This window comes from Lysobacter sp. A286, from assembly GCF_054052105.1.
In genome coordinates this window covers 1,510,787-1,523,006 of sequence record NZ_JBSVRJ010000001.1, presented here as the reverse complement: position 1 = coordinate 1,523,006, position 12,220 = coordinate 1,510,787, and the positions used below count along the sequence as shown (strand labels likewise).

The following is a 12,220-nucleotide window of genomic DNA, read 5'->3' as shown; positions in this document are numbered from 1 at the left end:
GAACCTTGGCCGTGGTTAGACCGCGCTGCCCGCAGCGTGACCCGAGGCCCAGGCCCACTGGAAGTTGTAGCCTCCCAGCCAGCCGGTGACGTCGAGCACCTCGCCGACAAAGTACAGCCCTGCGACATGCCGGGACTGCATCGTGCTGGAAGAGACCCCGTCGGTATCCACGCCGCCGAGGGTCACTTCGGCGGTGCGGTAGCCTTCAGTACCGCTGGCAACCAGCGGCCATCGCTCCAGTATCGATGCGACCTCGCGCAGCTGCGGCAGGTTGAACTGCTTCATCGGTCGCGCCGGTTGCAGTTGCGCCAACCAGATCTCGCACAGCCGCTGGGCGAATCGCTTGGGCAGCAGATCAACCAGCACGGTCTTGAGCTCGGCCGCCGGGCGCTCGGTCTGTAGCTGCTGCAAGGTTGCCAGCGCGTCGCGCCCGGGTAGCAGGTCCAGTTGCAGCTCGTCGCCGGGCTGCCAATAGGACGAGATCTGCAGGATCGACGGTCCGCTGATACCACGATGGGTGACCAGCATGAAGTTGCTGAAGTCCTGCCCATTGCAACTGGCGGTGACCGGCAACGCGACGCCGCTGAGGTCGGCCAGGCGTTGCTGGTGCTTGCCGCTGAGCGTCAGCGGCACCAAGCCGGCGCGGGTCGGCAACACATTGTGGCCAAACTGCCGGGCCAGCTCGTAACCGAAGCCGCTGGCGCCCATGCTCGGGATCGACAGCCCGCCACAAGCGATGATCAGTGCCGGTGCGGCGAATGTCCCACGAGCGGTATGCAGCCGGAACGCGGCTTCCTCGGACATGCCGTCCCCGCCACGCACCACGCGGTCAATACCGCATGAGGTCTCGACCCGCACCCCAGCGTTGCTGCACTCGTCCAGCAGCATCTTCACGATCATCTTGGATGAGACGTCGCAGAACAGCTGGCCGAGCTCCTTCTCGTGGTAGGCGATGCCGTGGCGCTCGACCATCTCGATGAAATGCCACGGCGTGTAGCGGGCGAGGGCGGACTTGCAGAAATGCGGGTTGCCTGACAGGAAATTGTCGGCGCTGGTGCCGGTATTGGTAAAGTTGCAGCGGCCGCCGCCCGACATCAGGATCTTCTTGCCGACCCGGTTGGCATGCTCGATCACCAGTACCCGCCGGCCGCGCCGGCCGGCAGTGATCGCGCTCATCAGCCCGGCGGCACCGCCACCGATGACCAGGACGTCGTAGTGCTCCATCGCGTCGCGCGCTCCCGGCTTAGCGCGGCGCCATCCGCACCGTCGGCCGTAACGACGTGCTGCCGCGCTCGCCCATCAACTGCAGTTCACCATCCTGGATCAGCACGTTCAGGCGCATGCCACGCTCGCCGATGGCCGGCAATGCGTCCACCACCTCGGCCGGGATGTCGATCACGGTGAGGTTCTTCAAGCGCGTCAGCGAGCTGGCGACCTTGTCCCACCAGATATCCGATGCGCGCCCGCCGTAGTTGACCACAACCACTTGCTGGGCCCGTCCGCAGGCTTTCTTGATCCGCGACTCGTCGGGATGGCCGAGGTCGATCCACAACTCGATCTCGCCGGTATAGCTGCGCCGCGACAAACCCGGCTCATCCTCGTCGCTGAGGCCGCGTCCAAACTCCAGCCGTTCGTCGGCATGCAGCGCAAAGGCGAGCACCCGCACCATCAGCCGCTCGTCGGTCTCGGACGGATGTTGGGCGAGGGTGAGGTTGTGGGTGGCGTAGTAATTGCGATCCATGTCGCTGATCTGCAATTCGGCCTTTACGACGGTGGATTTGAGCGCCATGGGGACATGGACTGCCTGACGAAGGGGATCGCCATTCTAGGCGCTGCAGGCGCCGTCCGGACAACCGCCTCAGCCGTCTCCCTGCAATTGCTGCGCGTGTTCGCGATGCGCGGCGACGATATCGCGCGTTGCCTGCAGGTGCTCCCGGATAGCACCTTCGGCCATGGTCTCCAGGTGCTCATCAATCAATGCCAGCGCATCGGTGTGGCTGTCCACCATGGCCGCAAGGTAGGCGGTCGCGTACTGCTCGCCCTCCAGCGTGCCCAGTTGCGTCAACGTTTTTTCGGTTTCCCCACGGTAGGTTTTCAAGGGCTCCGAATCGGTGATGTCCACGCCCGAGGAGTCTGCTAACGCCCGTGTCTGGCTGAGGTTGCGACGATGCTCGATATGCATTGCATCGGCGTAGGCGCCGACCTCGTCATCGACCTGCTTTTCAATGGCCTGCGATGCGGCCGTGATTTCGTACTGGTCGATCGCGATGAGCCAGGCCAATGTCTCGCCGGGACTAGCGGCTTTCTCCCCGGCTTGTGCCTTGGCGGTGTCTGGTGTGTTGGTCGGGGCGGAGCGCGCATTATCGGTTTCGGATTGCATGCATCCTGATGTAGCAACTGCGAGGGCTGCGGCAATGGCGAAGGAAATTTTCCTGGACATGGTCGTACCTCCAACGGTTGTCGAACTGCGCTTGGTGCGCGGAGTGAGCTCACCTGCAACCCTGAATCTAGATGAACCGGTAGCACGCCGCGTGAAGGCCACGCGAAGACCCTCCCGCTGCCGTGCGTGTCCCCCCGCTAAGCTGAGGGGGTGAAGACGGCCCCATTCAACGTTGATGGCGTGGCAGCCAGTCGCCTGCAATTGCCCCCCGGCCCCTGGCCGACGGTACTGGACGCGCTGTGCGCCAGGTTCCCGGCCATTGGTCGGGACGCATGGTTGCAGCGCTTTCAGCGCGGGTTGGTGCTAGATGCTGACGGGACACCGCTGATGGCCGCTGCCAGGCATCGCACGGGAGCGGTGGTCCAATACTTCCGGGAAGTGGTTGATGAGCCACGCATCCCGTTCCAGGAGACCATCGTCCATCTCGATGAGCACATCCTGATCGCTGACAAGCCCCATTTCCTGCCAGTCACACCGGCTGGTAGATTCGTCGCAGAGACCCTGCTGGCACGGCTGATGCAGCGCACGGGGATAAGGGATCTGGTGCCGCTGCACCGCATTGACCGCGCGACGGCTGGCCTGGTGCTGCTGTCGACCAATCCCGGGAGCCGCGGCACCTACCAGGCGCTGTTTCGGGAGCGCCGGATCAGCAAACGCTACCAGGCACTGGCGCCGCCACTGCCGGACACGGCGTTCCCGTTGCTCAGGCGCAGTTGCCTGGCCACGGGTGATCCGTTCTTCCGGATGGCTGAAATCGAGGGCGAACCCAATAGCGAAAGCCGTATCGAGGTAGTCGAACAGTCGGCGACGTCATGGCGCTACGCGTTGGAGCCGGTCACCGGCAAGAAGCATCAGTTGCGCGTGCACATGGCCGCACTGGGGGCACCCATCGCCAACGATGGCCTCTACCCGGTACTGCGTGACTACGCGGCAGATGACTACTCACGCCCACTGAAATTACTGGCCAGGTCGCTGGCTTTCGTTGATCCGCTGACCGGGCGTCAGCGGAGCTTCCAGAGCCAGCGGACCTTGTCGGCGGTTGGCGCGCCGATCAGCGCGGCTTGAACGGCTTGCGTGGCGCGAAGCCGGCAGGTTTTCCATCCCTGGGGCCGGACGACCGGCCCGCGGGCCCCGAGTGTGGCTTTCCGGGATGCGGCTTTCCGGCATGCGGCGGTCGCGGTCCGCGTGGGCCCGGGGCGCGCGCGGCGACGTTGGCACGCGGGCCACTGCGACCGCCTCCGGCGTCGTCAGCATCGGCATGGCGGATGCGCAATGGCTGGCCAGCGACGTAGACGCGCTTGAGGTGCTCCATCAGTTCGTGCGGCATGCCTTGGGGTAGATCGACCAGGCTGTAGTCGTCGCGGATGTCGATACGCCCGATGTAGCGGCTTTCCAGGTCGGCTTCATTGGCAATCGCGCCAACGATGTTGCCGGGTTGCACGCCGTGATCGTGACCGACCTCGATGCGGAAGGTTTCCATGCCGATGTCTTCCGTACGCGGTGCGGTGCGCTCCGGCGGACGGCGCTCGGTGTTGCGCGGCTCCGGGCGCGGCTCTGGGCGTGAGCCGGCGCGATGCGGCGGCGCGGCGTTCTCCGAGAACATGGCCTCCGCGGCGTTGATCGACGGGTTGCGATCGGGGAGCGGAGCGCTGGAACGCGGACTGTGGCTGGACGCTGCCGGCGGGTTGCCGAAGTCGCGTGGTTCGCGGGGCTCACGAGCCGGTGGCGCCACGTGGCGCTCGTCGAAGCTGCGCGGGGCGGCGGCATCGCGATCCGCGGTGCGTTGCTGACGCGGCGGGCGCGGCGGCTGGCCCCGATGGCCGACATCGCGGGGACTGGCTCCGCGCGGATCCGGGCGCGGCTCGTACTTCGCGCGCGGCGGCGGCGGGGCCAGCAGCAGAGGATGGTCACCCTGGAACAGCTTGGCCAGTGCCGCAGCGATCTCCACCGCAGGCACATTCTGCTCACGTTCGTAGCGCTCGATCAGCTCGCGGAACATCCCCAGGTCATTGTCGGCCAGGGTGTCGGTGATGCGGTCGAGAAATTTGGAGACGCGCTGCTCGTTGACCGTCTCGATGGTCGGCAATTCCATCTGCTCGATCGGTTGCCGGGTGGCCCGCTCGATCGAGCGCAGCATGCCGCGCTCGCGCGGGGCGACGAACAGGATCGCCTCGCCCTTGCGCCCCGCGCGACCGGTGCGGCCGATGCGGTGGACATAGCTTTCAGTGTCGTAGGGAATGTCGTAGTTCAGCACGTGGCTGATGCGCTCCACGTCCAGGCCACGCGCGGCGACGTCTGTGGCGACCAGCACGTCGATCTTGCCGTCCTTGAGATTCTGGATGGTCCGTTCGCGCTGCTGCTGTTGCACATCACCATTGATGGCCGCGGCGGAAATCCCGCGTGCGGCAAGTTTGGAAGCCAGTTCATCGGTACCCAGCTTGGTGCGGGCAAACACGATCATGGCGTCGAACGGCTCGGCTTCCAGTATCCGGGTCAGTGCGTCGAGCTTCTGTACACCGCTGACGGCCCAGTACCGCTGCCGGATGTTGGCGGCGGTGCTGGTCTTGTTCTTGATCGCGATCTCGACCGGGTCTTTCAGGTAGGTCTGGGCGATGCGCTTGATCTGCGATGGCATCGTGGCCGAGAACAGCGCGACCTGGCGCGTTTCCGGGGTCTTCTTCAGGACCGTCTCGACGTCGTCGATGAAGCCCATGCGCAGCATCTCGTCGGCTTCGTCCAGGACCAGGTAACGCAGTTCGGACAAGTCCAGCGACCCACGCTCCAGGTGGTCAATCACCCGCCCTGGCGTGCCCACGATCACCTGCACGCCGCGCTTGAGCGCCTGCAACTGCGGGTAATAACTCTGGCCACCGTAAATGGGCAGCACGTTGAATTTGCGCAGGTGGACGGAATAGGTCTGGAACGCCTCGGCGACCTGGATCGCCAGCTCGCGCGTGGGTGTCAGCACCAGCGCCTGGGGCTTGAACTGGTTTGGATCGATACGGGCCAGGATCGGCAGCGCAAACGCCGCGGTCTTGCCGGTACCGGTCTGGGCCTGACCAATCACGTCCCGGCCGGCCATCAGGGGCGGAATGGTCGCGGCCTGGATGGGGGAAGGTGACTCGTAGCCCAGATCCGCGATCCCGCGCAACAGCGCGTCCGACAGGCCCAGATCGGTGAAGTTCGGTGAAGTTGAGGTTGAAGTGTCGGGGGAAGCGGGCGTTTCGGCGCTCATCGCAATTCTCGGCAGCGCCGGCAAGGCCGGTCGGGTAGACCGCCTAGTTTAGCGCTCACCGGCAGTGTGCGTGTAACTTTCGCGATCAACCGCTAGCGCCCGGTTATGAGTCGGTCACGCCGTTTCCGCATATTGGAGACCCGGCAACGCGGTCAGCCCGCTGGTTCAGCCCTGGTCCGGGGTGTGGCTGGTGCTGGTCGGGGTGACGGCTGCGTCGCCGCTGGTATCGGTTGTATCGGTTCTGGCGGGCTGCTTGCGAGACAGCTTTTCTTCTTTCTTCTTCTTTTTCGCGATCTCGCGCTGTCGCTTCTCAAACGAATAATTCGGCTTTGCCATGGGCATCTCCTTGCGGGTGAATGCGACCAGTCTAGGGCATGCAGCTTTTTCATGGCGGCGGCGGTCACCGCCAGTCTCCGCCAGTGTGTTTACGATGGGGTGTTTCCTGGCTTTCCGAGTGACATCCATGATTACCGTCCATCACCTCGACAATTCGCGTTCACAACGCGTGCCATGGCTGCTGGAGGAGCTGGGCCTGCGCTACGAGCTGGTGCGCTACCAGCGCGACCCGAAGACGCTGCTTGCGCCGCCGGAACTGCGCCAGATCCACCCACTGGGCAAGTCACCGGTGCTGGAAGAAGACGGTCTGGTGGTGGCCGAGTCCGGCGCGATCATTGACTACCTGATAGAACAGCACGATCAGGCCCATCGGCTATCGCCCGCGCCGGGGCCGGCGGATGATCCGGAGCAGCTTCGGTACCGCTATTGGCTGCATTACGCAGAAGGATCGGCGATGCCGCCGTTGCTGCTCAGCCTGGTGTTCTCGCGGCTGAAGCAGGCGCCGATGCCGTTCTTCGCCAAGCCGGTCGCGCGCGCCATTGCCGAAAAGACCCTGAAGGCGTTCGTACGCCCCCAGATCAAGCTGCACATGGACTACATCGATGCCGAGCTGGCCAAACAACCGTGGTTTGCCGGGGAGCGCTTTACCGCCGCCGACATCCAGATGAGCATCCCGATCGAACTGGCCACGGCGCGCTCAGGTGGAACCGTGTGGCCCAACCTGCAGCGTTTCCTGGACCAGATCCGCGCACGACCCGCCTACCAGCAGGCATTGGAGCGTAGTGGTGGACTCGAGCCGGTCCGATGAGCGCCCTGCCATGCTGAAGCTTGAATTTGACAATGCGTTCCTGCGTGAGATGCCAGGTGACCCCGAGTCCGGCTCACGGATACGGTCGGTCGAGAACGCGTTGTGGTCGTTGGTCGAGCCGACGCCGGTGGTCGCGCCGCGGCTGCTCGCCCACTCGGCTGAAATGGCCGCAAGTCTTGGCTTCACCGGACAAGACGTCGCGTCGCCGCAGTTTGCGCGGATCTTTGCCGGCAACGAGCTGTTGCCAGGCATGCAGCCTTTCGCGTCCAACTACGGCGGTCATCAATTCGGCCATTGGGCCGGGCAGTTGGGCGATGGCCGGGCGATCAGCCTGGGCGAGGTGGTCACCGCGACTGGCGAGCGCTGGGAGCTGCAACTCAAGGGCGCCGGCCCGACCCCATACTCGCGCAACGCCGATGGCCGCGCGGTGCTGCGCTCATCGGTGCGGGAGTTCCTGTGTAGCGAGGCGATGCACCACCTGGGAGTACCGACCACGCGGGCGTTGAGCCTGGTCGCCACCGGCGAGGCCGTTGTCCGCGACATGTTCTACGACGGCCACCCCGCGCCCGAGCCCGGCGCGATCGTGTGCCGGGCAGCGCCGTCATTGCTGCGCTTCGGGAACTTCGAGTTGCCTGCCTCGCGGGGGGACATCGATCTGTTGCGGCAACTGGTCGACTTCTGCATCCGCCGCGACTTCCCGCATCTGGAGGGCGAGGGCGAGGCGTTGTACGGCGCCTGGTTCAGGGAAATCTGTGAACGTACCGCAGTGATGATCGGCCACTGGATGCGGATCGGCTTCGTGCATGGCGTGATGAACACCGACAACATGTCGGTTCTGGGGCTGACCATCGACTACGGCCCGTATGGCTGGATCGACAACTTCGATCCGGACTGGACCCCCAACACCACCGATGCCCAACGCAAACGCTACCGATTCGCCCAGCAACCGGCCGTGGCGTACTGGAACCTGGGCCGGTTCGCCAGCGCGCTGGCGCCATTGTTCGACGGGGTGGAGGCGTTGCAGGAGGGTTTGCAGGCCTATGCCGATACGTGGAATGCGAAGAGCCGCGACAACACCGCACGCAAACTGGGCCTGGAAGAGTGTCGCGACCAGGATGTGGCGCTGATGGAAGCGTTGCAGGAGCTCCTGCATGAGGCCGAAGTCGACATGACGATGTTCTTCCGGGAGTTGATCGACTTCAAACCGGACGCGCCTTCACCGGAGCGGTTTGCGGAGTCTTTCTACGACCCCGCGAAGCGTGCAGCTGCGATGCCGGCGCTTGAGGACTGGCTGGCGCGCTACGCACGACGCCTTGGTGAAGATGCACTGGAGCCACTGCAACGACAGGCCCGGATGCGCGCTGCCAACCCGCGTTACGTGTTGCGCAACTATCTGGCCCAGCAGGCGATTGACCGCGCGACGGGCGGCGACATGGGCGCAGTGGAGGAATTGCTGGAGGTCATGCGTCGCCCGTATGACGACCAGCCCGGCCGCGAGGCATTTGCGGCCAAGCGACCTGACTGGGCCCGCGACAAGGCCGGGTGCTCGATGCTGTCATGTAGCTCGTGAGCGCGCGGACCGCAGGTTCACAGGCGTGGAGCGAGGCAGGCTCCCTCCAGTGGGAGGGCCCTGTCAGGTTCGGTTCATTGAAGCGCCCGCGAATGCCGGGATCAACATTGCCGCTCAGGTCGGCGCGAACGCCTTGCCAGCCTTCTTGTCGCGTTTTTCAGCCTTCTTTTCCTTCATGGTCTTGGCCGGTTTCTTTTTCTCGCTTTTCTTCTGGTCCATGCCCTTGCTCATGCCGTTCTCCTGGGTGCCGCAGTTGGGTCGACGCGGACGTTGGACGCCGCACACTGCAGTATGCACTTTGCCCGGTCGGAAACGTCCTCTCGGCAGCGCCAGCCAAGTAGAATGGGCGGATGTCATTGATCACCCTGAATAGCGTCGACTACAGCGTCGGCGGCCCGCTCCTGCTCGAGAACGTCGAGTTGTCCATTGAATCCGGCGAGCGCATCGCCCTGATCGGTCGCAACGGTGCCGGCAAGTCGACCTTGCTGCGCCTGCTGTCGGGCACGATCCATCCCGACGACGGCGAGATTCGCCGTGAGAGCGGCCGCCGGATTGCCCGGCTCGAGCAGGAGGTCCCCAAGGACGCGACCGGCAGCGTGTTCGACGTGGTCGCAGAAGGGATGGGCGAGCTGGGCGCCTGGTTGGCCGAATACCACCGCATCAGCCATGCCGAGGTGTTCGATGGTGACGCCCTGGCTGACGTGCAGACCAAGATCGAGACCGCCAACGGCTGGGGCGCCGACCAACGGGTAGTGGAGACGCTGGACCGTCTCGGCCTGGATGGCGATGCGGCCTTCACCGGCCTGTCAGGTGGCATGAAGCGTCGGGTCCTGCTGGCGCGCGCGCTGGTCTCCGCACCCGACCTGCTGTTGCTGGACGAGCCCACCAATCACCTGGACATCGAGGCGATCGACTGGCTGGAGGAGTTCCTCAAGTCGTCGTGGAAGGGTGCGTTGGTATTCGTGACCCATGACCGGCGGTTCCTGCGGGCATTGGCGACCCGGATCGTGGAAATCGACCGTGGCCAGGTCACCAGTTGGCCGGGCGACTGGGCCAACTACGAGCGCCGCCGCGAGGAGCGATTGAATGCGGAAGCGCAGGAGAACGCGCGCTTCGACAAGATGCTGGCGCAGGAGGAGATCTGGATCCGCCAGGGCATCAAGGCCCGGCGCGTGCGTGATGAAGGCCGCGTTCGCCGCCTCAAGGCGATGCGCAACGAACGCATGGAGCGCCGCAACCACGTCGGCAACGTTCGCATGGACCTGGCACAGGCCGAGTCCTCGGGCAAGAAGGTCGTGGAGGCCAAGCACGTCTCGTTCGACTTTGGCGGCAAGCCGCTGATGCGTGATGTGTCGACCACCATCTTCCGCGGCGACCGGATCGGCCTGATCGGTCCCAACGGCAGCGGCAAGACCACCTTGCTCAAGGTGTTGCTGGGTGAGTTGCCGCCTCGCGAAGGCGAGGTGCGGACCGGAAGCAACCTGCAAATTGCCTATTTCGACCAATACCGCGCGACCTTGCGCGAGGATTGGAGCGCGCTGGAGAACGTGTCCGAGGGCCGCGAGTTCGTCGAGGTCGGCGGCAAGCAGAAGCACGTCATCGGTTACCTGCAGGATTTCCTGTTCACCCCCGAGCGGGCCCGCGCGCCGATCACCCGGCTGTCGGGAGGCGAGCGCAACCGGCTGCTGCTGGCCAAGTTGTTCGCCCAGCCGTCCAACCTGCTGGTGATGGATGAGCCGACCAACGACCTCGATGTGGAGACCCTGGAGTTGCTGGAAGAACTGCTGGGTGACTACCCGGGCACCTTGCTGCTGGTCAGCCATGACCGCGACTTCCTCGACAACGTGGTGACCTCCACGCTGGTCATGGAAGGCGACGGACGCGTGGGTGAATACATTGGCGGCTACAGTGACTGGTTGCGCCAGCGGCGGGTCGAGTTCACCGCGCCGGCGTCGGCCCGCTCGGCCTCGATGCCGGTGTCGCCGGTCGCTGCCGCAGTCACCACGCCATCGGCGCCCAAACGCAAGCTCAGTTACAAGGATGCGCGCGAACTGGAACAGCTGCCGGCGCTGATCGAGAGCCTCGAGGCCCGGCTGGCCGGACTTACCGCGCAGATGAACGAGCCTGCGTTCTACCAGCGCGACAGCACCGCGATCAACGCCCACAACGCGACCATCGCCAGTACCCAGGTCGAACTGGAAACTGCGTACGCGCGCTGGGGCGAGCTGGAGTAGGCCGGTTGACGCAGGCGCCCCAGCGCTCGCGCTGACAAGGTTTTTTCCACGTGCGATGCTGGGATGTCACCATCCACGAGACCCATGAAGATGCAGACTCCCGACCGCGAAACTATGGAACAGGCCGCGCGCGATGGCGACGACGGCGCGCGGATCGAGTTGGGTAATCGCCTGTTGAGCGAACACCCGTATGGCGCCGCCGAACACGAGCGCGGCCTGGACCTGCTCAAGCAAGCGGCGCAAGGCCCGCGGGGCCAGCAGGCGCAGTGGTTCCTCGGTGCCTATTTCACCCAGGTGCCGGTGCGGCCGGACGCGCAGGTGCATGCGGCGCACTGGCTTGGGCAGGCCGCGAGCGCCGGTTTCGCGCCGGCGATCGACCGCCTTGCCGACCTCCATCTGCAAGGTGCGGGCGTCGAGCGATCGCCCCGGCGCGCGCTGGAACTGCAACGCCGCTTGGCCGATCACGGTTTCCAGCGGGCGGCATGGGAAGCCGGCTACCTGATGTCGCAGGGTGTTGGCGATGCCACCGAGACGACTGCGACGGTTGCGTTCGCCCGGGCTTGCGCCCTCGGCTACCCGCCCGCGTATTACTCGTTGGGCCTGCGTTTCGTGCTCGGCGTCGGAGTGGCGCGCGATGGCGCGTTTGGCCGAGCGCTGCTGCACCGCGCCGCCGATGGCGGTTTCCCTGATGCACGTGAAGCCGCGGACGAACTCGCTCCCGAGGCTGAATTCGGCGCCGAAGCATCGCGATGGCAGGGTCGCCTGAAGGCCAACCTCGACAGCGCGCCGCTGGAGCGGTTGGTGCCGGGCCGGTCAGCGGTGGGGCAGCATTCGAACCCGGTAGTTCAGGTGCTGGAGGCGCATTTTGCCGGGGTTGGTCACCCGGCACTTCGCATCGACGACCACGGCCGGCTGGACTGCGTGGCTGGCGGAGATGCCGCTTTGCAGACGCAGCCGCCCCGATGGGAATGGCTTGCCGAGCGCCCGAAGATCGGCATCAGCCGCGCTTTCGCGTCCCGCGAGGAATGTGCGCATCTGATTCACAAGATGGCCCAATCATTGAAGCAGGCCAGCGAGTACCGCCGCAGCAGCAGCGCCAACGACGATGCCGAGGTGCTGCACTTCAGCGGGCGCGGCCAGTCGGTCGGCGCGATGCAGGCCGACTCGGTGGTGCGCTGGCTCGAACACCGCATCGCGACGATGACTGACTGGCAGCTCGACGCGCTCGAACCCTGCTCGGTGATCCGCTACCAGCCGGGCGAGGAGTACCGCCCGCATGTCGATTACTTCTCGTCCGAGCAGATCGAAATCAACCGTGCCGAGGGCAGGGACTTTGGTGGCCAGCGCATCGCCACGTTCCTGTTGTACCTGCGAGTGCCCGAACAAGGCGGCGAAACGGTTTACGAGCATGCGGGGATCACGGTGAAGGGCGCGCCGGGCATGGGCGTGCTGCACTACAACGTGACCCCCGATGGCAGCGCCGACGAACAGTCGCTGCACACCGGCAAGCCGGTGCGGCAGGGTGAGAAATGGCTGTGGCGCTCGACCCTGCGCGAGCACTGCCTGTATCGGGCGCCGCAGCGTTGAGTCGGACGAA

At 65.2% G+C, this 12,220-nt stretch carries 10 protein-coding genes; 5 read left to right on the top strand and 5 right to left on the bottom strand.

Annotated features, from left to right (window positions below):
• Nucleotides 1-15 precede the first annotated feature (15 nt).
• From ACW7G0_RS06995 to ACW7G0_RS06985, 3 genes are all read right to left on the bottom strand, one after another.
• Nucleotides 16-1,224, bottom strand: coding sequence for an NAD(P)/FAD-dependent oxidoreductase (locus ACW7G0_RS06995; protein ID WP_456988567.1), 1,209 nt, complete (start codon nucleotides 1,222-1,224; stop codon nucleotides 16-18).
• A gap of 19 nt (nucleotides 1,225-1,243) precedes the next feature.
• A complete protein-coding gene (locus ACW7G0_RS06990) occupies nucleotides 1,244-1,789 on the bottom strand; it encodes a YaeQ family protein (RefSeq protein ID WP_456988566.1) in 546 nt (181 codons plus the stop codon).
• Between the two features lie 69 nt (nucleotides 1,790-1,858).
• Entirely contained in the window at nucleotides 1,859-2,380 is a 522-nt protein-coding gene (locus ACW7G0_RS06985; protein ID WP_456988564.1) for a DUF4142 domain-containing protein, read from the bottom strand.
• A gap of 210 nt (nucleotides 2,381-2,590) precedes the next feature.
• On the opposite strand from ACW7G0_RS06985, the gene ACW7G0_RS06980 reads away from it, so the two are divergent.
• Nucleotides 2,591-3,505: an RluA family pseudouridine synthase gene (locus ACW7G0_RS06980; protein WP_456988562.1), complete on the top strand. Its 915-nt coding sequence runs from the start codon at nucleotides 2,591-2,593 to the stop codon at nucleotides 3,503-3,505.
• Here the strand turns inward: ACW7G0_RS06980 and ACW7G0_RS06975 are convergent.
• Together ACW7G0_RS06975 and ACW7G0_RS06970 are read right to left on the bottom strand one after the other, a co-directional pair.
• Complete coding sequence (locus ACW7G0_RS06975; RefSeq protein ID WP_456988560.1) at nucleotides 3,492-5,675, bottom strand: DEAD/DEAH box helicase; 2,184 nt, start codon at nucleotides 5,673-5,675, stop codon at nucleotides 3,492-3,494. The genes ACW7G0_RS06980 and ACW7G0_RS06975 overlap by 14 nt on opposite strands.
• 165 nt (nucleotides 5,676-5,840) lie before the next feature.
• Nucleotides 5,841-6,011 carry a hypothetical protein gene (locus ACW7G0_RS06970; protein ID WP_456988559.1) on the bottom strand — a complete coding sequence of 57 codons (171 nt, stop codon included), beginning with the start codon at nucleotides 6,009-6,011 and terminating at the stop codon, nucleotides 5,841-5,843.
• Nucleotides 6,012-6,138: 127 nt separating this feature from the next.
• Here ACW7G0_RS06970 and ACW7G0_RS06965 point away from each other — a divergent pair, with 127 nt between their 5' ends.
• The 4 genes from ACW7G0_RS06965 to ACW7G0_RS06950 all read left to right on the top strand — a co-directional run bounded on the left by ACW7G0_RS06965 (nucleotide 6,139) and on the right by ACW7G0_RS06950 (nucleotide 12,210).
• Complete coding sequence (locus tag ACW7G0_RS06965; RefSeq protein WP_456988557.1) at nucleotides 6,139-6,819, top strand: glutathione S-transferase; 681 nt, start codon at nucleotides 6,139-6,141, stop codon at nucleotides 6,817-6,819.
• A gap of 10 nt (nucleotides 6,820-6,829) precedes the next feature.
• Nucleotides 6,830-8,389 carry a protein adenylyltransferase SelO gene (locus tag ACW7G0_RS06960; protein ID WP_456988555.1) on the top strand — a complete coding sequence of 520 codons (1,560 nt, stop codon included), beginning with the start codon at nucleotides 6,830-6,832 and terminating at the stop codon, nucleotides 8,387-8,389.
• Between the two features lie 350 nt (nucleotides 8,390-8,739).
• The gene (locus ACW7G0_RS06955; protein WP_456988553.1) at nucleotides 8,740-10,623 is read left to right on the top strand and encodes an ATP-binding cassette domain-containing protein; all 1,884 of its coding nucleotides are present in this window, start codon (nucleotides 8,740-8,742) and stop codon (nucleotides 10,621-10,623) included.
• An 84-nt stretch (nucleotides 10,624-10,707) separates the two neighbouring features.
• Nucleotides 10,708-12,210: a 2OG-Fe(II) oxygenase gene (locus ACW7G0_RS06950; RefSeq protein WP_456988551.1), complete on the top strand. Its 1,503-nt coding sequence runs from the start codon at nucleotides 10,708-10,710 to the stop codon at nucleotides 12,208-12,210.
• Nucleotides 12,211-12,220 lie beyond the last annotated feature (10 nt).